The sequence below is a fragment of the Streptomyces aurantiacus genome (assembly GCF_001418335.1).
In the GTDB taxonomy this organism is placed as follows: domain Bacteria; phylum Actinomycetota; class Actinomycetes; order Streptomycetales; family Streptomycetaceae; genus Streptomyces; species Streptomyces aurantiacus.
Genome location: NZ_LIPP01000082.1, coordinates 16330 through 37450, shown reverse-complemented (window position 1 = coordinate 37450; position 21121 = coordinate 16330). Strand labels below are relative to the sequence as shown.

The window sequence follows — 21121 nt, the reverse complement described above, 5'->3', positions numbered from 1 at the left end:
ATGACGGAGCGCCCGTAACGACCTCGGCACCGCCCGACCCTTGAGAGGCGATCACCTCATGACCACCCGGACACCGCGCTTCAGACTCGGCTTCCTCACCCACGTCCAGGGACGAGGCGACGACCTGGCCCAGACCTACCGCAACGCACAGGAACTCTTCGTCGTCGCGGACGAACTCGGCTTCGACGTCGGCTGGGTCGCCCAGCATCATGTCTCCCTCAGCGGTGGCGGCCTCTCCTCACCCTGGACCTTCCTCGCCCACGCCGCCGCGCGGACCACCCGCATCCGGCTCGGCACGGCCATCACGGTCCTGCCGCTTGAGGACCCCGTCCGCCTCGCCGAGGACGTCGCCGTCGTCGACACACTCAGCGGCGGCCGTGTCGAGATCGGCGTCGGCAGCGGATACAGCGAAGTGGAGTACGCCGCGTTCGGCCAGGACCCCGCCCGCAAGCGCGAGTTGACCACCGAGAACCTCACCGTGCTGCGCCGCGCCCTGGCCAACGACGAGGTGCGTACACCCGGTTTCCGCATCCAGCCCACGGCCGGGGACTTCACCGACCGCGTCTGGCAGGGCGTCTTCAGCGAGCCCGGCGCACGGCACGCCGCGGCCGGCGGCTCGAACCTGCTGCTCAACCGTGCGGCGTACGGGTTCGACGCGCCCACCGACGAGATACAGCGGCCCTGGGCCGACGCGTTCCTCGGCGCGTGGGACCAGCCGCGCCGCCCACGGATCGGGCTGTCCCGGTTCCTGTTCCCGGCGAAGGACCGGCGCACGGCACTCCAACACATCGGCGACGACGTCCACCGGGCGGCCCTGCGCATGGCGCAGAGCGGCGCCTTCCCCAGGGGCCTGGCCCCGGACGAGGCGTTGCGCCGCTTCCACTGCTTCTACGGCTCGACCGAGGAGATCGTCGCGGAGCTCGGGCAGGAGAAGGTCCTGCCTCTGGCGACCGACCTGATCGCACAGTTCAACCCCGCGGTCCCCGACCACGACACCGCCGTACGAGCCCTCGAACTCATCGCCACCGAGGTGGCACCCGCCCTGGGCTGGCAGCCCGCGACCGACCCAGTACCCGCAGGAGTCTGAGATGACCGAGTACACCGACCACCACGCCCCCGCCGGCCTGCGCACCCGCGGCACCGTCATCGTGGTACCCGGCAGGGGGGAGACCCGGGAGACCTACACCCGCCTGGGCAGCCGACTGGCCGCCGACGCCTACCGCGTCCGCGTCATCGACGCCCCGGACTTCGACGCCGCCGACCTGGCCGATCAACTGGACGCCCTGGGCGTCGAATTGGCGGCGGCCGGTGAGGGGACGGCAGGTGAGGACGGTGTCGCTCGCCCGGTCGTGCTGCTCGGCGCGGACACCGGGGCCCTCGCGGTCGCCGCGCTCCTCGGCCGGGCGGACGCCCCCGCCGCCGGACGGCCCGACGCCGTCGTACTCGCCGGGCTTCCCGGCCACGCCACCACCGCGGCCGGCACCTGGGACGACGAACTCGACGTACGCACGTCCTGCCCCACCCACCGGGGCAGGCTCACCGACGACACCCGGGTACGGCGAGGCTCGCTCAACGAGGCGGTGCCGGACGCCCTCCTCTCGGCGGCCCACGACAGCGAGGCCGACGTCCCGGCGCTGATCCTCGTCGGCGACGCCGATCCTCTCGCGGACCACGACGCACTCGTCCGCACGGCCAAGTCCCTGCCCCGTGCCCGCCTGTCGGTCGTCCGGGGTGCCCACCACGACGTTCTGAACGACCTCCAGCACCGTTCGGTGGCGGCCGAGATCGTCACCTTCCTGGAGACGCTGCGCAACGACCTGGTGCCGCTGATCGCCGTGGAGACCAGCACCTGGTGAGCGACGCCGCCACCGGGCGGAACACCTCGGCCCACCTGCTCCGTCCGAACTCTGAATCCCACCGCCCACCGTCCGCCTCTCCCGAAAGGTCCCCTCATGGCCGCGATTCTGTCCGTCTCCGGTAGCCCTTCGGCCACCTCACGCACCGCGCGACTTCTGCGGCATCTGGACGACCGGCTCCGGGAACAGGGCCACGACGTCATCTCCCTCGATGTGCGCACCCTGCCCGCCGAGGCGTTGCTCGGTGCCGACTTCCGGCACCCGGCGGTCGTCGAGGCCACGGCACTGTTCGAGCAGGTGGACGGAGTGGTCATCGGTACTCCTGTCTACAAGGCTGCCTACTCGGGGCTGCTGAAGTCGCTGCTCGACCTGCTCCCGCAGTACGCGCTGACCGGCAAGACGGTGCTGCCGCTCGCCACCGGCGGCAGCACGGCCCACGTTCTGGCCATCGACTACGCACTGCGCCCGGTCCTGAGTTCCATGGGGGCCGCGCACATCGTCCAGGGCTGGTTCACGCTCGACAAGGACATCACCGCGGGGGACGACGGCACCCTGACCGTCGCGCCGGGCGCCGCGGAGGCACTGGCGCAGGTCACGGACCAGTTCTCCGCGGCACTGGGGGGCCGCACCACGGGCCGCACGACGGTGCTGGCGCCGGTCGGCTGAGATTCGAGCCCTGCGGATGATCCTTTTACGTTACCTTTGCCATTCGGGAACCTCTGTGGTCGCGGGAGCCGTTCATCCGGCGGACCGCGAAGAGGCGTGAGAAATGATCACGACCTGACAGGGAACAGCAGAAGCCGAGGTGGCAGTAGTGGCGATGTGGGACCGGCTCAAGGACCAGGCCAAGAATCTCCAGCAGTCCCAGAGCGGCAGGGGAGGGAGCGGGCAGGGACACGCCCCAGCGGGGCAGGGACATGCTCCCGGCGGGCAGGGGCAGCGCGGTGGCCACGCGCCCGGCTCGTCCTCCGGCGGCTCCAAGGCTCAGCTGGTCGGGCTGTTCAAGTCCCAGCTCGCGTCGGTCAAGACCGAGCTCAAGAGCGGCGCGTACCGGGACGCCAGCATGGCCATGTGCGCGCTGGTGGCCGCGGCCGACGGACAGGTCGAGCCGGCCGAGCGGCAGCGCGTGGAGGAGCTGATCGTCTCGAACGAGGTGCTGCAGAACTTCCCGGCGGAGCAGCTTCGCCAGCGCTTCAACCAACACGTGGACCGGCTCATCGCCAACTTCGAACACGGCAAGGCCGAAGCCCTGAAGGAGATCGCCAAGGCGGCCAAGAAGCCGGCGGAAGCCCGCGCGGTCGTCCAGACGGGCATGGTGGTCGCGGGCGCCGACGGACAGTTCGAGGCGTCCGAGCAGTACGCCATTCGTGAAGCCTGCACCGTTCTCGGCCTGTCGCCCACGGAGTTCGGTGTCTGACGTCGCCCGGACGTCGCCCAGGGAGTTCGGCGTCTGAACAGATGCCGTCACCGCCGCCGTCGGCTCCGCCGCCCCGCGGAGCCGACGGCCCCGCTGCCCCCGCGGAACCGGCGAGTCCGTGCCGCGTACCAGCAGCCACCTGCTCCGCGCCTCTGGTCCTCGCGGTGAACTGGCCGGTATACAAGTCCAGTCACCGTGCGCGGACGCCGTCGGCGGCCCGTCACGCCGTCCCGGACCCAGGGGGAACCTCGATGAACCGTCGCACCCACTACGGCACGACACCATCGAGGCGCCGCCGGGCGACCGCAGTGGCAGCGGCGGTGAGCGGCTGCGTCCTCGTCGTCGCGTCCGCGGCGCCCGTCGCGGCACACGGTGACGGCAACCCCGGCAAGCACGGCAACCACAGCGACCACGGAAAGCGCACGGACTACGTCGCGCTGGGCGACTCCTACACCTCGGGGCCGTTGATCCCGCGGCAGGTGGACGCGAACTGCGCCCGCTCCGACCACAACTACCCCTCACTCGTCGCGTCGGAGCGCGGAGCGGCCACGTTCAAGGACGTCAGCTGCGGCGGCGCCACGACCGAGAACATGTGGAAGGCCCAGGGGACCAACCCCCCACAGCTCAACGGCCTGCAACGCAGCACCGACCTGGTGACGGTCCAGATCGGCGGCAACGACATCGGGTTCAGCTCCATCATCGGCACCTGCGCCCAGCTGAGCGCGCAGGACCTTTCGGGGAACCCGTGTCAGCGCCACTACACGTCGTCCGGGGTCGATCAGCTGTCGCTGAAGATCCTCGACACCGCGCCCAAGATCGCCCGAGTGCTGCGGGCCGTGCACGCCAGGGCGCCGCACGCCCGGGTCATCGTCGTCGGCTACCCCGATCTCCTGCCGGACGACGGCAGCGGCTGCTACCCCTCGGTACCGTTCGCGGCGAAGGACTTTCCCTATCTGCGCGACACGGGCAAGCGCCTCAACCTGATGATGCGGGTGGTGGCGCGGTTGAACCGGGCCGAATACGTCGACACGTACGGGCCCACGATCGGGCACGACATGTGCAAGGCCCCGGCGGTCCGCTGGATCGAGCCGCTGCAACCGGCCTCACCGGCGGCCCCGGCCCACCCCAATGCCAAGGGCGAGGCGGTCATGGCGCGCGCCGTGCTCAAGCATCTGGGCAAGGGGCACGGCCACTGACGGACGTCCCACGTCCACCTTCACCTGCATCCCCCGGGAACGGAAGCCGGGAGGCCGACTCGCCGGGGGAAGTACGTCGGCTCGTCCCATCGAGGGATCAGCATGTGCGATGAGGGCACTCGGGGGCACAGGGGAGTGGGGAAACCCGACAGTACGCGGCCGGTGAAGGGATGGACATCGTGGTACGACCGAAGATCTTGGTGGTGGGAGCGGGCTTCGCGGGAGTGGAGTGCGTCCGCCGCCTGGAGCGCAAGCTGGGCCCCGACGAGGCCGACCTGGCGCTGGTGACACCGTTCTCCTACCAGCTCTACCTGCCGTTGCTGCCGCAGGTCGCCTCCGGGGTGCTCACCCCGCAGTCGATCGCCGTGTCGCTGCGCCGCAGCCGTAAGTACCGCACCCGCATCATTCCCGGCGGTGCCATCGGCGTGGATGTGAAGGCCAAGGTCTGCGTCGTCCGCAAGATCACGGGCGAGGTCGTGAACGAACGGTACGACCAGATCGTGCTGGCGCCGGGCAGCGTCACGCGCACCTTCGACATCCCGGGCCTCGCCGACAACGCCCGCGGCATGAAGACGCTCGCCGAGGCCGCGTACATCCGCGACCACGTGATCTCGCAGCTCGACATCGCCGACGCCAGTCAGGACGAGGCCGAGCGGGCGTCCCGGCTCCAGTTCGTGGTGGTCGGCGGAGGATACGCCGGTACCGAGACCGCCGCATGCCTGCAGCGCCTGACGCACAACGCCATCAAGCGCTACCCGAGGCTCGACCCGAAGCAGATCAAGTGGCACCTGATCGACATCGCACCGAAGCTGATGCCCGAACTGGGCGACAAGCTCGGCCGCAGCGCCCTGGACATCATGCGCAGGCGGGGCGTCGACGTCTCGCTGGGCGTGTCCATCGACAAGGCGGGCCCCGAGGAGGTCACCTTCACCGACGGGCGGGTCATCCCGACCCGTACGCTGATCTGGACCGCAGGGGTCGCGGCGAGCCCGCTCATCGCCACGCTGGGCGCCGAGACGGTCAAGGGGCGGCTCGCGGTCACCTCGGAGATGTGCCTGCCGGGACACGACGGGGTCTTCGCGCTCGGTGACGCCGCCGCCGTCCCGGACGAGGCCAAGGATGTGGAGGGCGCGGTCTGCCCGCCGACCGCCCAGCACGCGATGCGTCAGGGCAAGCACGTCGCCGACAACGTCATCGCCTCGCTGCGCGGGCAGCGGATGACGCCGTACATCCACAAGGACCTGGGACTTGTCGTCGACCTCGGCGGCCTCGACGCCGTGTCCAAGCCACTCGGTGTCGAACTGCGCGGTGTGCCCGCCCTGATCGCCGCCCGCGGCTACCACTGGTCGGCGCTGCGCACCAATGTGGCCAAGGCCCGCGTGGCGACCAACTGGGTGCTGAACAGCTTGGCCGGGGACGATTTCGTACGCACCGGGTTCCAGGCCCGTACGCCCGCGACGCTGCGGGACTTCGAGTACACGAACGCGTATCTGACCCCGGAGCAGATCCGAGAGCGCGTCGAAGCCGGCTGAGGAGAAGGGCGTGACGGGGGCCGGCGTGACGACGGGACCGACGGGACCGGCGGGGGCGGGGCCGCCGGGCGGTGAACTCGGCCTCGGCAGCGCGGCCCTGGCACCCGTTCCCCGCGAGAGCGACAAGGACGCCGTGGGTACCATCGCCGTGCGCGTCACCATCAGTGGCATCACCTTCCACTCTGGGGACCGTGGACACCGACCACTCGCACGACAGGAAAACGAGGGCCCGCGGCCCTCACCACACGATGGGGTAACCAGTGATTCTGAAAACCTTCGGCTGGTCGTTCGCGGTCACCGCGCTCGCCCTGGTCGCGGCGGTCTTCTACGAGGGGTGGACCGCCTTCGGGCTCGTGGCGATCCTCGCGATCCTCGAAATCTCCCTGTCGTTCGACAACGCTGTGGTCAACGCCGGAATCCTGAAGAAGATGAGTGCCTTCTGGCAGAAGATCTTCCTCACCGTCGGTGTCCTCATCGCCGTGTTCGGCATGCGACTGGTCTTCCCCGTGGTCATCGTGGCCGTCAGCGCGTCCATGGGCCCGATCGAGGCGGTCGACCTCGCCCTGACGGACAAGGACCGCTACCAGCAACTGGTGACCGACGCCCACCCGTCGATCGCCGCGTTCGGTGGCATATTCCTCATGATGATCTTCCTCGACTTCATCTTCGAGGACCGGGACATCAAGTGGCTCGGCTGGCTGGAGCGCCCGCTCGCCAAACTCGGCAAGGTCGACATGCTGTCGGTCTGTATCGCCCTGATCGTGCTGCTGCTCTCCTCCTTGACCTTCGCGGCCCACGCCCACCAGCACGGCGGTGTGCACGCCGACAAGGCGGAGACGGTCCTCCTCTCCGGCATCGCCGGTCTCGTCACCTACATGATCGTGGGCGGCCTCTCCGGCCACTTCGAGAACAGGATCGAGGAGGACGAGGAACGCGAGCACGAGGAGGAGGACGTGGCCCGGCGCAGCGGCAGGCCCCGTTCCGCGAAGGCCCTCGTCGGCAAGGCCGCGTTCTTCATGTTCCTCTACCTGGAGGTCCTGGACGCGTCCTTCTCCTTCGACGGCGTCATCGGCGCCTTCGCCGTCACCAACGACATCGTCGTGATGGCGCTGGGCCTGGGCACCGGCGCGATGTACGTCCGGTCGCTCACCGTGTACCTGGTCCGCCAGGGCACCCTCGACGACTACGTCTACCTGGAGCACGGCGCCCACTACGCGATCGGCGCCCTCTCCGTCATCCTCCTGGTCACCATCCAGTACGAGATCAACGAGGTGATCACCGGCCTCGTCGGAGTGGTCCTGATCGGCTGGTCCTTCTGGTCCTCCGTACGCCGCAACAGGGCACTGGCTGACGAATCGGTGCCCTCACTTTCGTCCTAGTACCAACTGGCTGGTGCCGTAGGCAGTCGCCTGCTCGTTGGCCGGTTTGCGGGGCCCGTTCGAGGTCAGTGCGGGCGGGGGGCGTACATGATCACGGCCATGCCGGCGAGGCAGACCAGGGCGCCGGCGACGTCGTAGCGGTCGGGGCGGTAGCCGTCGGCGACCATGCCCCAGGCGATCGATCCCGCGACGAAGATGCCGCCGTAGGCGGCGAGGATGCGGCCGAAGTCGTCGTCGGACTGGAAGGTGGCCACCACCCCGTACAGGCCGAGAGCGATGACGCCGGCGCCGATCCAGATCCAGCCCCTGTGCTCGCGGATGCCCTGCCACACCAGCCAGGCGCCGCCGATCTCGAAGAGAGCGGCGGCGACGAACAGGGCAAGGGAACGAGCGACGGTCATGGTCACCGACCCTACCCGCGGCGCACGTCCATGATCTTCAACGGGCGGTGGCCGGCCCGGCAGAGGAAGCGAGGAAGCGAGGAAGTACGGCGTGTGCGTCGTCTCAGCCCAGCGCCGCGGCCCGGTAGGGGCGGAAGAACGCGCGCAGTTCCTCCGCGTACAGCTCGGGCTCCTCGAACGGCGCGAAGTGTCCGCCCCGCGCCGGCTCGTTCACGTAGACGACATTCGCCGTGCGCTCCAGCCAGGCCCGGGGCGGGCGGACGATGTCGCCGTGGAAGAGCGAGAAACCGGACGGCACCTCGACCCGCCGGCTGAGCTGCTCGGGTGAGGTCGCGGCGTTCGCGTGATACATGCGCATCGACGAACCGATCGTCTCCGTGAGCCAGTAGAGCGTGACGTTAGTGAGGATCTCGTCCTTCGTGAAGCTCCGTTCGATGTCGCCGTCGCAGTCGCTCCACGCCCGGAGCTTCTCGACGATCCACGCGGCGAGCCCGGCCGGCGAGTCGGTGAGCCCGGCGGCGGCGGTCTGCGGCTTCGTGCGGTGGACGGCGCCGTAGGCGCCCTCGCTCGCCCCCCAGGCCGCGCTGGCCTCGAACCAGGCGCGCTCCTCGGGTGTGAGCTCGGCCGGGTCGCCGGTGAAGAAGGGCAGTCCTCCGTCCATGCGGTGGACGCCCACGACCCGGTCCGGGTGGTCGAGCGCGAGGTAGCGGCTCACATGGCTGCCGATGTCCCCGCCCGCGGCGCCGAACCGCGCGTAGCCGAGCACGTCCATGAGCTCGGCCCACAGTCCCGCGACGGCGATCGAGTTGAGCGGCGGGCCGCTGGGGCGGTCGGAGTACCCGTAGCCCGGCATGTCCGGCACGACCACGTCGAACGCGTCGGCGGGATCGGCGCCGTGCGCACCGGGATCGGTCAGGAGCGGGACGACCTTCGAGTAACGCCAGAACGAGTCCGGCCAGCCGTGACTGAGGACCAGCGGCAGTACGGGACCGGTCGGCGCGACGGCCCGCGCGTGCACGAAGTGGATCCCCAGGCCGCCGAGCCGGACGCGGAAGCGGGGCAGCCGGCTCAACGCGGCTTCCTGCGCGGGCCAGTCGAAGGTGTCCGCCCAGTGGGCGACGAGTGCGCGAAGGTAGCCGACGTCGGTTCCGAGCGACCACCCGGCGTCCTCGGGAGCGTCCGGCCAGCGCGTCGCCCGCAGTCGCGCGCGGAGGTCCTCCAGCGCCGCGGGCTCGGTCCGTGGGGCGAAAGCTTCCGGCTGAGGCGCTGTGTCCGACATGACGCGCATGCTACGCCGTCATGATCGGCCGGCGACAAGGGACGGTGGCCGGTGCCGCGATCACCCATTGACGGATGAGGACGGCCCTACGTACCGTTGCATGTGGCATCGAGTGTCAGCGTCAAGCCCTGGCTTGCTGACCGGCAACCCTCGCACGCGGTGGGGTGCTCCAGGTGAAGGCCCGGCAGAGTCGCTGGCTCCGCAAGTGCGTGACCCCGTGAGCGGGGTCTGACGATCTGGAGGACTGTGGTGCGGCACAACGTCGACCTGAACGCCTCGATCGCGACCGCGCCCGCGTTCTTCCGGTTCTCCCGCCGGCGTCACATCGACCTGCAGCGCATCACCAGCTGCCTGTGTCACAGCTGACCGCGTCCCACCCGCTGCCTGTCCGTCCGTCTGCCTGACCACCTGACCCACCTCTGCCGCCTGCCCCGGTTCACGCGGCAGCGCTCTGTGGACTGTGAGGGGCCGTGTCAGGGTCTGCCGGCCTCCACGGCACTGTCACGCCACCGTCGGCGTCCCTTTCTGCCTGAATCCGCCTGAATCCGACTGAACCCAGTTGCCCCGGACGGGGTCGACACCACTCGTGGTCCGCTGCGTACGCAGCGGCGTGGGCGTGGTGTTTTTCGAGTAGGAGAAACGATTCCGTGAAACCGTATCCGGATACCGGAGCCACCCGGTGGACCACGCCCGCCGCACTTGTCACGGCCGCCGTACTGGCACTGAGCGCCTGCTCGTCGAGCGGCGGGAACAGCTCCGGCTCGGGCGGTGCGGGCCCGGCCAGGGCCGGTGGCACGCTGACGTTCGCGGTGGGGTCCGACGCCGGCTGCGTCGATCCGCAGCAGGTGGGCAGCAACGACACGATCTACTCGCTCCGTCAGGTCGTGGACTCGCTCACCGACCAGGACCCCAGAACCGGCAAGAACGTGCCGTGGCTGGCGAAGAGCTGGGACATCAACGCGGACGCCACGACGTTCACGTTCCACCTGCGCTCGGGTGTCACCTTCAGCGACGGGTCGCCGCTGACCGCACAGGTGGTCAAGGACAACTTCGACGCGGTGCCGGACCTCGGCGCCCTGGGCACGCTGGCACAGGGCTACTTGAGCGGCCTGCAGAACACCGCAGTCGTCGACCCGCAAACGGTGCGTGTGAAGTTCAAGGAGCCCAACGCGCAGTTCCTGCAAGCCACTTCGACGCACTCGCTGGGTATCGAGTCGTCGGCTAGCGTGAAGAAGAGCCCGCAGGAGAAGTGCAGCAAGGGGGTGATCGGGTCCGGGCCGTTCGTGCTGAAGAGCTACGTGCAGAACCGGTCGGTCAACCTGGCCAAACGCACCAAGTACGCCTGGGGCTCCTCGCTGTGGACCAAGAAGGGCGAGGCGTACCTGGACAAGCTGGTGTTCAAGGTGGTGCCCGAGGCCGGGGTGCGCACCGGCAGCCTCCAGTCCGGGCAGGTGGACGCGATCGGCAGCGTCGGCAAGGCCGACGAGACGGCGCTCAAGCGCGGCCAGGTGGACCTGAAGGCGCGGGCCAATCCCGGTGCGGTGTTCAACCTGGGGCTGAACAACTCCCGGCCGCTGCTGAAGGACCCGAAGGTGCGGCAGGCGATCCTGTTCGCCATCGACCGGCAGCAGATCGTCGACGCCGTGTTCCCGACCGGCACCAAGCCGGCGACCAGCATTCTGGCGCACACCACACCGGACTACGCGGACCTGGGCGCGGACCTCGCATTCGACGAGGCGAAGGCCAAGTCGCTGCTGACGTCGGCCGGTTGGAAGGCGGGCGGCGACGGCATCCGGTCGAAGAACGGCGCCACGTTGCGCCTGACCGTCACGTGGTTCGCCAACGCGGCCACGAACCAGCCGGCACTGGAACTGATCCAGCAGCAGCTCAAGGCGGTCGGTGTCGACGTGGTGCTCAAGGAGCAGCAGATATCCCAGTTGGCACCGACACTGCAGGCCGGTGACTTCGACGCGGCATGGGGCAACATCACCCGCGCCGACCCCGACATCCTGCGCAGCCAGTACTCCACCCAACTGGCCAACTTCTACCGTCTGCCGACGAGCGGCCTGGACTCGGCGCTGACCGAGCAGACGGCGACCACCGACTCGGACAAGCGGCGACAACTGGTCGAGCGAGCACAGAAGTTGATCGTGCGGAACGCCTACACCGTTCCCGTCGTGGAACTGCAGACCCAGCTGGGAGTGGCGAAGAAGGTGCACGACCTCGACTTCGACGCCTCCAGCCGGATCCAACTGCACGACACCTGGATCGGCTAGGCCGTCATGTCCGAACCGTTTCCGCCGGGTGAGGACTTCGCCCCGGCCGCCGACCGCCGTCGACCGCCGCAGGAGGTGAGCAGATCATGCGTGGCTATGTGATCAAGCGCCTTGCGCAGGCGCTCGGGGTGTTGTGGGCGGCGTACACGGTGTCGTTCCTCGTACTGGACTACCTGCCCGGCGATCCGGTCTCCGCGATGGCCGGCGCCGGCGCGGACTCGGGCCAGGTCGATCCGGCGCAGATCGCCGAACTCCGGCACCAGTACGGCTTCGACAAACCCGTACTGGTGCAGTACGCCGAGCACCTCGGCAAGGCGGTGCGCGGGGACTTCGGCGACTCGGTCTCCACCGGCCGGCCGGTGACCTCGACACTGACCGAGGCCCTGCCGCAGACCCTGCAACTGACCGGAGCCGCGCTGCTGCTGGCGGTGGTCCTGGGAGGCGGCCTGGCCGTGTCGGCGACCTACACCACGCGGCGGTGGCTGCGGCAACTGCTGCTGTCGCTGCCGCCCCTGGGGGTGTCGGTACCGACGTTCTGGGTCGGACTGGTACTCGTCGAGCTGTTCTCCTTCCGGGCACGGTGGTTCCCCGCGTTCGGCAACGACGGGCTGAGAGGTCTGGTGCTGCCCGCGGTGACCCTGGCGATCCCGACCGGGGCGCTGGTCGCCCAGGTGCTGGCCAAGAGCCTGCTCACGGCGCTGGATCAGGCCTATGTGGAGACGGCCCGGGCCAAGGGCGCGGACAGGGTGCGGATACACCTGCGGCACGCCCTGCGCAACGCGGCACTGCCGGCGCTGACGATCGTCGGGCTGCTGGCCGGGCAGCTCATCGCCGGTTCGGTGGTCGTCGAGACGGTGTTCTCCCGCGACGGCCTGGGCCGGGTGACGGCCGCCGCGGTCACGGCCCAGGACATTCCGCTCGTCCAGGGGGTGGTGGTGTTCGGTGCGCTGATCTTCGTGGTGGCCAACCTGCTCGTCGATCTCGTATATCCGCTGCTGGACCCGCGGATCGTGGTGGCCTCGGCCAGGAAGGCGCGTGCCGTATGAGCCAGACCGTTGTCGACGATGCCGCGGACGGCGCCGGGCTCGGCCTGGTGCGACCGGTCGACCCGAAGGGCGACTTGGGTGCCGACCCGGGTACTGAACCGGGTACCGAATCCGGTGTCGCACCGGGCATGGACCCGGCGCGCCGGTCCGGGCCGAGACGCGGCGTGCGCTTCCTCCTGCTGCGACCCGGCCTGCTGGTGTCGGGCCTTGTCGTGGTCCTGGTGGTGCTGGCCTCGTTCTGGCCGGGCCTGTTCACCTCGCAGGACCCCCTGCGTGGGGTGCCGTCGCAGAACTTCCGGGGCCCGAGCTGCGCGCACTGGTTCGGTACCGACGAACTGGGACGTGACGTGTTCTCCCGGGTGGTGCACGGCGCGCAACTGTCGCTGAAGGCGACACTGATCGCGGTGGGCGTCGCCTTCCTGATCGGCGGTCTGCTCGGTCTGGTAGCCGGGTTCGTGGGCGGCTGGGTGGAGGACGTGGTGATGCGCTTCGTCGACGTGCTGCTGTCCATTCCCGCGCTGTTCCTGTCCCTGGCCCTGGTCACCGCGCTGGGATACGGGACGGTGAAGGTCGCGGTCGCGGTCGGCATCGCGAGCGTCGCCGGCTTCGCACGGGTGATGCGCGCGGAGGTGCTGCGGGTGCGGCAGGCGGTCTTCGTCGAGGCGTCACGCTCGTGCGGGGCCCGCTGGTACTCGGTGCTCGGCAGGCATGTGCTGCCCAACGCGATGGGCCCGGTGATCGTGCTGGCCACCCTGGAGTTCGGCACCGCCGTCCTGGCCGTCTCGTCGCTGAGCTTCCTCGGATACGGAGCGCCGCCACCGGCGCCGGAATGGGGCACGTTGATCTCCGACGGACGCAACTACCTGGGCAACGCCTGGTGGCTCACCACGCTGCCCGGCCTGGTCATCGCCGCGACCGTGCTGGCCACCAACCGCATCGCGCGAGCGCTGGACGGCGAATGGTCACGGCAGCGATGACCGGCCCGCTGACGAACGAGCCCGGTACGGATGAAGCAGTGACGAACCGAGCCGCTGTGAAGCCGGCCACCGCCGGAGACCTGAGCGGAGGGGGCTCGGGCTCGCTGCTGAAGGTGCGGGGCCTTTCGGTGTCGTACCGCACCCGCGGTGGCATCGTGCGGGCCGTGCGGGGCGTGGACCTCGACGTGCGGCGGGGCGAGGTGACCGCGGTCGTCGGCGAGTCCGGCTCCGGCAAGAGCACGACCGCGCACGCCGTCATCCGGCTGCTGGCGGCGAACGGCGGCATCGACGCCGGCACCGTCCGCTTCGGCCGGCACGACCTCACCTCGCTGACCGAGCGGGAACTGCGCACGGTGCGTGGCGCGGGGATCGGCCTGGTGCCCCAGGACCCGTCGGTGTCGCTCAACCCCGTCAAACGCATCGGTGAGCAGGTCGCCGAGGTGCTCCGCATCCATCGGCTGGCGACACGACGTTCCGCGCCGCTGGACGCCATCGCCGTCCTCGACCAGGCCGGACTGCCCGACGCGGCCACCCGCGCCCGGCAGTACCCGCACGAACTCTCCGGCGGCATGCGGCAACGAGCCCTGATCGCCATCGCCATCGCCGCGAAGCCCGAACTGATCATCGCCGACGAGCCGACCAGCGCGCTGGACGTCACCGTGCAACGGGTCATCCTCGACCACCTGCAGCACCTCGTCGAAGAGGCCGGCACCTCGGTGCTGCTGGTGACCCACGACCTCGGCGTCGCCGCCGACCGGGCCGACCGGATCGTGGTCATGTCACAGGGCAGGGTCGTCGAGACCGGCCCGACCCGCGACATCCTGGAGAACCCGCAGCACGAATACACCCGGCGGCTCCTGGCCGGCGCTCCCAGCCTGACCACGGCACGCTTCCGAGCCCGGGTCGCCTCCCCGCCCGTCGCCGAGACGCCGGCAGCTGACGCGCGGGCAGCCGGCACGCGGGCAGTCGACGAGCAGGCAGCCGACGCGCGGGTGGTCGGGGAGGCGGCGGCGCCCCTGGTCGAACTCCGGGGCGTGGTGAAGGAGTTCCGGCTGCCACGCACCGCGGGTGCGGCCCGTACCCTGCGCGCTGTCGACGACGTCAGCCTCACGGTCCACCGCGGCCGGACCCTGGCCCTGGTCGGCGAATCCGGCTCCGGGAAGTCCACGACCGCCCGCCTGGCACTGCGCCTGACCGACCCCACCGCCGGACACATCCTCTTCGACGGCGCCGACGTCACCACCGCCCGCGGGACACAGGCCAGACAGCTGCGCCGCCGGGCCCAGCTCATCTACCAGAACCCGTATGCCTCGCTGGACCCGCGCTTCTCCATCGGTGAGGTGATCAGCGAGCCGCTGCGCGCCTTCAAGGTCGGCGACCGCGCCTCCCGGCTGGTCCGGGCCCGGGACCTGCTCGGCCGGGTGGCGCTGCCCGCCTCGGTGCTGGACCGCCGCCCCGCCGAACTGTCCGGAGGACAGCGGCAGCGGGTCGCGATCGCCCGCGCCCTCGCACTCTCGCCCGACCTGGTGGTCTGCGACGAACCGGTCTCCGCCCTCGACGTCTCCGTCCAGGGCCAGGTCCTCGAACTGCTCGCCGAACTCCAGGCCGACACCGGAGTGGCGTACCTGTTCATCTCGCACGACCTGGCCGTCGTACGCCAGATCGCGCACCGGGTCGCTGTGATGAAGGCCGGCCGCATCGTCGAAACAGGTACCGCCGAGGACCTGTTCACCCGCCCCGGCCACGACTACACCCGTGAACTGCTGGCGGCGATACCCGGTGGCCGTCACAGGGACGTACGCAAGGACCTCACAAGCCCGCCCACCAACCAACCCGGCAACTAACCCGCCCATCCAGGCCCACCGAGCTCATGACGAGGAGCACACATGACAGTCCAGGACATCCCGGCAGACCTCCAGGCCTTCACCCACGACTGGCAGGAGTGGCACAGCGGGCAGGAGGCCCGTATCGGCGACCCGCACGGCTTCCTGGCCATCACCGATCTGCACTGGCTCAGTGACAGGCCAGAGCGTTTCCCGGACGCGCCGGGCGTCTGGTCGACCGACGCCGACGGGATCACCGTGGTCCTGGACGACGGTGAGGAACTGATCGTCGACGGAACCGCCGTACGGGGCGAGCATCGTTTCGGGGTGCTGCCGGAGCGCGCCAGTGTCAGCGCGGTCTCGGGCGACGCCGTGATCGAGGTGGCCAAGCGTGGCGGGCACGACATCGTCCGCCCGCGGCACCCGGACAACCCGCTGCGCACCGCCTTCACCGGGACACCCGCCTACACCCCGCACCCGCGCTGGGCCGTGACCGGCCGCTACGTGGCCTTCGACGAGCCCCGCCCCACGACCGTGGGCGCCGCGGTGGAGGGGCTGGAGCACGTGTACGACGCGCCGGGCCGGATCGAGTTCGAGCTGGACGGACAGGCACTGGCACTGACCGCGTTTCCCGGGCACGGTCCAGGCGGTCTGATCGTGCTGTTCACCGACGCGACCTCCGGGGTCACCACCTACGCGGCCAACCGGGTCCTCTCGCTGAACCCGCCGGCCCCGGACGGCACGATCGAGCTGGACTTCAACCGGGCGGCGAACCTGCCGTGCGCCTACACCGACCTGGCCACCTGCCCGCTGCCGCCGACGGAGAACCGGCTGCCGCTGCCGGTCGAGGCCGGCGAGAAGATCCCCTACGAGCGCGGTGGGCCCAGCGCGTCATGAGCAGCCCTGTCATCGACTCGCCGGCCGTCCTGTGAGTGTGTCGGAGCAGGGGCCGTCCGCACCTCGCCCGCGGTCACCTTGCCCGCGGTCAGTCGGCGGTCGGTGCCGCGGATGTCAGCCGTGCCGCCGACGGTAGTGGTGCGTGTCGGGGGCAGTTCTCGAATGCCTGGATCACAAACCCCGCGAAGCGTCGCGAGGCCATGACCTGGGTGGTCACCGATGTGGTGTGGATCCCCTTGTTGGCCATCAGCATGAGGACGAGGTCGTCCAGGACGAAGTCGGGGCGCAGGCGCCCGGTCTCCTTGGCCCGCCGGGCCAGCTCGGCGACCGCCTTGAGTGTGTACTCGCGGCCCGCGCTGACATCCGTGGCCCCCGGGAAGGTCGCCATGAAGGCTTCGGTGAAGCCCCGGTCGCGGGCGTGCAGCTCACAGACCCTCTCGATGACCAGGCAGAAGCCACGCCAGGGATCGGGATGGGCGCTCCCCTCGTCGACGATGGCACGACACGCGCGTATCTGATCGGCGAAGGCCGCGGTGACCAGCTCCTGCTTGGTCGGGAAGCGGCGGTACAAGGTGGCGGGCCCGACTCCGGCGCGCCGGGCGATCTCCCGCATCGGTACGTCCAGGCCGTCCGCGGCGAACAGCGCTCGGGCCGCGTCGAGGATGCGTTCGCGGTTGTCCAGGGCGTCGGAACGCAGGGTGTGAGGCAAATGGTCGGTCACGCTCTCACTTTACTCAACCGGACGCAGGCGTCCGTTACGGTCCGGGACGTAAGGGCTCGCGCCCCGAGAACCCCGAGAACGTGGAGACGACTGTGAAGGCGATTGTGATTCAGGCGTACGGAGGTCCTGAGGGTCTGGCGGTCGTCGACCTGCCGGCACCGGCACCCGCTGCCGGACAGGTGCTGATCGCCGTGGAGGCGGTGGGTGTCGGTGGTGTCGACATCCTGCTCCGAAGCGGCGCCCTGGCGGCCTACGGTTACCAGGAAGGGCTCGTCCCGGGCAGCGAGGTGGCGGGCACGGTCACCGCGGTCGGCGACGGGGTCGACACCTCGTGGATCGGCCGACGGGTATGGGCATTCACCGGCACGGGCGGCGGCTACGTCGAAGAGGCCGTGGCCAGGGTCGAGGACATCTCCCCCCTCCCCGCCGACCTGTCCGCCGTCGACGCGGTCACCCTCGGCAGCTCCGGAATCGTGGCCCACTACGGGCTCGCCCACGCCCACTTCGCCCCTGGCGAGACGGTCCTGGTACGGGGTGCGGCCGGCAGCATCGGCATCATGACGGTCCAGCTGGCGGCCCGGGGCGGTGCCGCCGCGGTGGCCGTCACGACGTCGTCCGCCGACCGCGGCGAGCGCCTGCGGAAGCTGGGGGCGACCCATGTGCTGGACCGCTCGGGCAAGGGCGGCCAGGACGCTCCCACGGGTTACGACGTCGTCATCGACATCGTCGCGGGTGACGGCATGCCGTCGTTCTTGGACAGGCTCGCCCCGAACGGCCGCATGGTCACCGTCGGCGCCGTCGCGGGCCAACCGCCGGCAGACTTCGGCATGAAGCTGATGGCCTCGTTCCAGAAGTCGCTGTCCTTCGCCGTCTTCAGCGCGGCCTCCGTCTCCGAAGCCGACCGAGGCGCCGTGCGGAGCGAACAGTTCGCTGCCGCGACCCGTGGTGAACTCACGTCGGTGGTGCATGAGTTGCTGCCACTGGACCAGGCCGTGCCGGCACACCGGAAGATGGACGCCGGCGAGGTCTTCGGCAGGATCGTGCTGACACCGTAGCCCCGGAGCTTGCCGGGGAAGGGATTGCTGGGCGGGACTGAAGGGGCCACTCCGAGGTGCCTGTCCAGCCGTCTTTGCTATAGCACGCATCAAGGTCTTCGGTGGAGAAGGAAGGCTTTCGCCCGCCGAAGGGCCGGCTGCCTGGCTGGTCCGTCAGCTCGGGAAGCGCGTCGCGATCCGCGAGACGTTCGAGACGTGACTGTGCGACCTCATCAGCTCTTCGGCCCGCTCTCCGTTGCCGGCCGCGATGGCCTCGTAGATGACGCGATGTTGCCTGTACCGCTCGTCGACGACCTTGGAGCGTTCGCCACGCACCTCCGACAGGAGGAAGTCGCGCCGCTCCTGTGAACCGAAGGCGTCGACGGTGCGCAACATCTGGACCAGAGTCGCGTTGCCGCTGGCCTCGTCCACGAGTGTGTGGAAGTGACGCATGAGCCCCTGGATCCGGAGCACCAGGTCTCGCTCGGTGTCCGTGCCCGAGGTCTCGTCGCGCAGCCGGCCGCGCAACTCGTCCGCCTCGTCCAGGCAGTCGGACATCTCGCGACGCTGGGCCGCCGTGGACTTCTCCGCGGCCAACCGGGCGGCGAGGGCTCGGAGCGCGTCCTCCATCATGGTGAACTCGCGCAGCTCCTCCTTGCCGAACTGTGCGATACGGACCGACCTGGGCCCCGTCCGCTCCACCAGCCGGTCCTGCTCCAGGCGTCGCAGTGCCTCACGAACCGGCGTCGCGCTGATGCTGAGAGACTCGGCCAGGCCCCGCTCCGTGACCTTCTCCCCACGCTTCAGGGCACCGGTGATGATGGCCTCGCGGATGGCGGCGTACGCCTGATCGCCGAGAGTGACCGGTGACGAGAGCTGGGGGAGCAAAGCCATGAGGACATGGTATTTGCTACAGCATGGTTGTCAACCTGTCGCAGTGGACGCGCCCCCGGCGGACTTGAGGACTTGACGCAAGGACCGTCAAGAAACCCTCAAGTTCACCGTGGGGCGACCGTCAAGTCCGCCGAGCAGCATCAGCACCTCAAGCAACTACCGATGAGGGATGCGGACATGGCTAGGCTCTTGTACCGGCTGGGTGCTTTCGGCGCTCGACGGTGGCGAACGATGTTGGTCGGATGGCTGCTGGCGCTCGGCGCGGTGATCGGCCTCGGGTTCTCGTTCGCCGGCTCCTTCGAGGACAGCAGCTCCATTCCCGGGTCACCGGCGCAGACGGCGCTGACCAAGATGGACCGTCACTTCCCCTCCCCGGACGTCCAGTCCGCGGACATCGTGTTCCAGGCACCCGCCGGCCGCAAGGTGACCGACGCCGACCTGCGGAAGTCGCTGGCAGCCACCCTGAAGGCCACCGGCGACGTACGCGGGGTGGCCGAGGTCAGCGACCCGGTCGAGAGCGACACCGTCTCCGAGGACGGACGTACCGCGGTCGCGCAGGTCGGTTTCACCACCAAGAAGGACGAGGACGTACCCGCCGGCACGCTCGACGCGGTGAAGGCCGTGGGGAGCCAGGCCGAACAGGCGGGGCTCAAGGCCGTCTACGGCGGTGACGCCTACGCCCCCTCGACCTCTCCCTTCGGACCGCCCGAGATGGTCGGCCTGGGCGTGGCCCTGGTCATTCTCGTCATCACGTTCGGTTCGCTCCTGGCCGCCGGACTGCCGTTGCTCACCGCGATCCTCGGCGTCGTCGGCACCATGGCGGCCATGATGGGCGCGGCCAATGTGCTCGGAGTGACCGACAGCGCGCCCACCCTGGCGATCATGCTGGGGCTCGCCGTCGGTATCGACTACGCCCTCTTCATCGTCTCGCGTCACCGGTCCCAACTCGCCGCGGGTATGCCCGTCGCGGAGTCCATCGCCAAGGCCAACGCGACCGCGGGCAGCGCCGTTGTCTTCGCCGGCGCCACCGTGGTCATCGCGCTCGCCGGTCTGTCGGTGGCCGGCGTCCCGATGCTGACGTCCATGGGACTCGCGTCGGCGGGAGCCGTCGCCGCCGCTGTCGTGCTGGCGCTTGGCCTGCTGCCGGCCTTGCTGGGCCTGGCCGGTGGCAGGCTCACCCCCAAGGCCAAGGCTCCTCGGCAGCGCAGGGCGGTGCCCAGTGGCCAGGTGCCCATGGGGGAGCGCTGGGTCGAGAGTGTCCTGCGCAGGCCCGTACGGGCGCTGATCGTCGGAACCGTGGCCCTCGTCGCCCTCGCTCTGCCGGCTCTGCAGCTCAAGCTCGCGGTCACCGACGAAGGCAACAGCCCGACCACCACGTCGAGCCGTCAGGCCTACGACATGGTCAGTGACGCCTTCGGCCCCGGGGCGAACGGTCCCCTCGTCATCCTCGTCGAGGACGACGACCCGACCGCCGTCCAGTCGACAGCCACCGCCGTCGAGGACAAGTTGCGCGACGTCAAGGGCATCGCCGACATCAGCGGCGTCGACGTGGCCGAGGACAAGGCAGCCGCACGCATTCAGATCACCCCTGACACCGGGCCGCGGACCCAGGAGACCAGCGCTCTGGTCTCCCACCTGCGCACCGAGATGCGGCCCCTCGCCACGTCCAGCGGCAGCTACGTCGCCGTCACCGGCCTGACCGCCGTCAGCATCGATGTCTCCGACAAGCTCAGCGGCGCACTGGTGCCCTTCGCGATCGTCGTGGTCGGCCTCTCCGTACTCCTTCTGATGATCGCGTTCCGGTCCCTCGCCATCCCCGTCAAGGCCACCATCGGATTCCTGCTGTCCGTCGGCGCCGCGTTCGGAGCCACCGTCGCGGTCTTCCAGTGGGGTTGGCTCGCCGGCCTGCTGGGAGTGGCGAGCACGGGCCCGGTGGCCAGTTTCATGCCCATCATCGTCATGGCCGTACTCTTCGGACTCGCCATGGACTACGAGGTGTTCCTCGTCTCGGCCATGCGGGAGGACTACGTCCGCCACCGCAACGCCCGCGCCGCCATACTCACCGGGGCGCGCAACGCCGCCCGGGTGGTCACCTCCGCCGCCCTCATCATGATCTCGGTATTCGTCAGCTTCCTGTTCTCGCACGACGCCGATATCATGCCGATCGCTTTCGCCCTGGCCTTCGGAGTCATGGTGGACGCCTTCCTGGTCCGCATGACGCTCGTGCCGGCGGTACTGGCTCTCCTCGGTGACCGGGCCTGGTGGCTGCCCCGGCGCCTGGACCGCCTCCTGCCCCACCTCGACGTCGAGGGCGAGAACGTGCACGCGCCCGACGCGGCCTCCGATGTCCCCAGCAGGCAAAACGCCTCAGTCGGCCTGTGATGCAATGAACT

Annotated in this window: 19 protein-coding genes and 1 riboswitch; of the genes, 15 read left to right on the top strand and 4 right to left on the bottom strand. The window is 69.9% G+C overall.

All coding sequences use genetic code 11. The annotated features are described in order from the left end of the window. Positions 1–58 precede the first annotated feature (58 nt). The 7 genes from AOK01_RS12120 to AOK01_RS12090 all read left to right on the top strand — a co-directional run bounded on the left by AOK01_RS12120 (position 59) and on the right by AOK01_RS12090 (position 7380). Complete coding sequence (locus AOK01_RS12120; RefSeq protein ID WP_055510976.1) at positions 59–1087, top strand: LLM class flavin-dependent oxidoreductase; 1029 nt, start codon at positions 59–61, stop codon at positions 1085–1087. A gap of 1 nt (position 1088) precedes the next feature. After that, on the top strand, positions 1089–1856 hold the full coding sequence (locus tag AOK01_RS12115; protein WP_055510975.1) for an alpha/beta hydrolase: 768 nt from the start codon (positions 1089–1091) through the stop codon (positions 1854–1856). Between the two features lie 96 nt (positions 1857–1952). Beyond that, positions 1953–2522, top strand: coding sequence for an NADPH-dependent FMN reductase (gene ssuE / locus AOK01_RS12110; RefSeq protein WP_055510974.1), 570 nt, complete (start codon positions 1953–1955; stop codon positions 2520–2522). Positions 2523–2670: 148 nt separating this feature from the next. Next, positions 2671–3273: a tellurite resistance TerB family protein gene (locus AOK01_RS12105; protein WP_055510973.1), complete on the top strand. Its 603-nt coding sequence runs from the start codon at positions 2671–2673 to the stop codon at positions 3271–3273. Positions 3274–3524: 251 nt separating this feature from the next. Continuing rightward, positions 3525–4469 carry an SGNH/GDSL hydrolase family protein gene (locus AOK01_RS12100; protein ID WP_055510972.1) on the top strand — a complete coding sequence of 315 codons (945 nt, stop codon included), beginning with the start codon at positions 3525–3527 and terminating at the stop codon, positions 4467–4469. Between the two features lie 170 nt (positions 4470–4639). Then, positions 4640–6001, top strand: coding sequence for an NAD(P)/FAD-dependent oxidoreductase (locus AOK01_RS12095; protein ID WP_055510971.1), 1362 nt, complete (start codon positions 4640–4642; stop codon positions 5999–6001). 260 nt (positions 6002–6261) lie between these two features. Next, positions 6262–7380: a DUF475 domain-containing protein gene (locus AOK01_RS12090; protein ID WP_055510970.1), complete on the top strand. Its 1119-nt coding sequence runs from the start codon at positions 6262–6264 to the stop codon at positions 7378–7380. 65 nt (positions 7381–7445) lie between these two features. Here AOK01_RS12090 and AOK01_RS12085 read toward each other — a convergent pair whose 3' ends face one another. Together AOK01_RS12085 and AOK01_RS12080 are read right to left on the bottom strand one after the other, a co-directional pair. Beyond that, the gene (locus AOK01_RS12085) at positions 7446–7781 is read right to left on the bottom strand and encodes a YnfA family protein (protein WP_055510969.1); all 336 of its coding nucleotides are present in this window, start codon (positions 7779–7781) and stop codon (positions 7446–7448) included. A 103-nt stretch (positions 7782–7884) separates the two neighbouring features. Beyond that, complete coding sequence (locus tag AOK01_RS12080; protein ID WP_055511002.1) at positions 7885–9060, bottom strand: epoxide hydrolase family protein; 1176 nt, start codon at positions 9058–9060, stop codon at positions 7885–7887. 104 nt (positions 9061–9164) lie between these two features. Then, a riboswitch (SAM riboswitch) is annotated at positions 9165–9274 on the top strand. Between the two features lie 35 nt (positions 9275–9309). Between AOK01_RS12080 and AOK01_RS46305 the strand changes: the two genes are divergently transcribed. The 6 genes from AOK01_RS46305 to AOK01_RS12055 all read left to right on the top strand — a co-directional run bounded on the left by AOK01_RS46305 (position 9310) and on the right by AOK01_RS12055 (position 16079). After that, positions 9310–9426 (top strand): putative leader peptide, encoded by a 117-nt coding sequence (locus AOK01_RS46305; RefSeq protein WP_342671038.1) that lies wholly within the window; start codon positions 9310–9312, stop codon positions 9424–9426. 281 nt (positions 9427–9707) lie between these two features. Then, positions 9708–11336 carry an ABC transporter substrate-binding protein gene (locus AOK01_RS12075; protein ID WP_055510968.1) on the top strand — a complete coding sequence of 543 codons (1629 nt, stop codon included), beginning with the start codon at positions 9708–9710 and terminating at the stop codon, positions 11334–11336. An 86-nt stretch (positions 11337–11422) separates the two neighbouring features. Then, positions 11423–12382 carry an ABC transporter permease gene (locus AOK01_RS12070; protein WP_055510967.1) on the top strand — a complete coding sequence of 320 codons (960 nt, stop codon included), beginning with the start codon at positions 11423–11425 and terminating at the stop codon, positions 12380–12382. Beyond that, entirely contained in the window at positions 12379–13359 is a 981-nt protein-coding gene (locus tag AOK01_RS12065; protein WP_055510966.1) for an ABC transporter permease, read from the top strand. Before AOK01_RS12070 ends, AOK01_RS12065 begins: the two co-directional genes overlap by 4 nt. Then, positions 13341–15203, top strand: coding sequence for a dipeptide ABC transporter ATP-binding protein (locus tag AOK01_RS12060; protein WP_079103359.1), 1863 nt, complete (start codon positions 13341–13343; stop codon positions 15201–15203). Before AOK01_RS12065 ends, AOK01_RS12060 begins: the two co-directional genes overlap by 19 nt. A gap of 42 nt (positions 15204–15245) precedes the next feature. After that, positions 15246–16079: a DUF1684 domain-containing protein gene (locus tag AOK01_RS12055; RefSeq protein WP_055510965.1), complete on the top strand. Its 834-nt coding sequence runs from the start codon at positions 15246–15248 to the stop codon at positions 16077–16079. 88 nt (positions 16080–16167) lie between these two features. Here AOK01_RS12055 and AOK01_RS12050 read toward each other — a convergent pair whose 3' ends face one another. Further along, positions 16168–16800 (bottom strand): TetR/AcrR family transcriptional regulator, encoded by a 633-nt coding sequence (locus AOK01_RS12050; RefSeq protein WP_055510964.1) that lies wholly within the window; start codon positions 16798–16800, stop codon positions 16168–16170. A gap of 92 nt (positions 16801–16892) precedes the next feature. Between AOK01_RS12050 and AOK01_RS12045 the strand changes: the two genes are divergently transcribed. Continuing rightward, on the top strand, positions 16893–17855 hold the full coding sequence (locus AOK01_RS12045) for a zinc-binding dehydrogenase (protein WP_055510963.1): 963 nt from the start codon (positions 16893–16895) through the stop codon (positions 17853–17855). A 153-nt stretch (positions 17856–18008) separates the two neighbouring features. Here the strand turns inward: AOK01_RS12045 and AOK01_RS12040 are convergent, their stop codons facing one another. After that, positions 18009–18728: a GntR family transcriptional regulator gene (locus AOK01_RS12040; protein ID WP_055510962.1), complete on the bottom strand. Its 720-nt coding sequence runs from the start codon at positions 18726–18728 to the stop codon at positions 18009–18011. Positions 18729–18959: 231 nt separating this feature from the next. On the opposite strand from AOK01_RS12040, the gene AOK01_RS12035 reads away from it, so the two are divergent. After that, the gene (locus AOK01_RS12035) at positions 18960–21110 is read left to right on the top strand and encodes an MMPL family transporter (protein ID WP_079103358.1); all 2151 of its coding nucleotides are present in this window, start codon (positions 18960–18962) and stop codon (positions 21108–21110) included. Positions 21111–21121: the final 11 nt, after the last annotated feature.

Coding starts and splice junctions, on each gene's coding strand:
- AOK01_RS12070 (WP_055510967.1), top strand. CDS start 11,423: ATGCGTGGCTATGTGATCAAGCGCCTTGCGCAGGCGCTCGGGGTGTTG.
- AOK01_RS12055 (WP_055510965.1), top strand. CDS start 15,246: ATGACAGTCCAGGACATCCCGGCAGACCTCCAGGCCTTCACCCACGAC.
- AOK01_RS12065 (WP_055510966.1), top strand. CDS start 12,379: ATGAGCCAGACCGTTGTCGACGATGCCGCGGACGGCGCCGGGCTCGGC.
- AOK01_RS12115 (WP_055510975.1), top strand. CDS start 1,089: ATGACCGAGTACACCGACCACCACGCCCCCGCCGGCCTGCGCACCCGC.
- ssuE (WP_055510974.1), top strand. CDS start 1,953: ATGGCCGCGATTCTGTCCGTCTCCGGTAGCCCTTCGGCCACCTCACGC.
- AOK01_RS12080 (WP_055511002.1), bottom strand. CDS start 9,060: ATGTCGGACACAGCGCCTCAGCCGGAAGCTTTCGCCCCACGGACCGAG.
- AOK01_RS12085 (WP_055510969.1), bottom strand. CDS start 7,781: ATGACCGTCGCTCGTTCCCTTGCCCTGTTCGTCGCCGCCGCTCTCTTC.
- AOK01_RS12095 (WP_055510971.1), top strand. CDS start 4,640: ATGGACATCGTGGTACGACCGAAGATCTTGGTGGTGGGAGCGGGCTTC.
- AOK01_RS12060 (WP_079103359.1), top strand. CDS start 13,341: ATGGTCACGGCAGCGATGACCGGCCCGCTGACGAACGAGCCCGGTACG.
- AOK01_RS12120 (WP_055510976.1), top strand. CDS start 59: ATGACCACCCGGACACCGCGCTTCAGACTCGGCTTCCTCACCCACGTC.
- AOK01_RS12035 (WP_079103358.1), top strand. CDS start 18,960: ATGTTGGTCGGATGGCTGCTGGCGCTCGGCGCGGTGATCGGCCTCGGG.
- AOK01_RS12100 (WP_055510972.1), top strand. CDS start 3,525: ATGAACCGTCGCACCCACTACGGCACGACACCATCGAGGCGCCGCCGG.
- AOK01_RS12040 (WP_055510962.1), bottom strand. CDS start 18,728: ATGGCTTTGCTCCCCCAGCTCTCGTCACCGGTCACTCTCGGCGATCAG.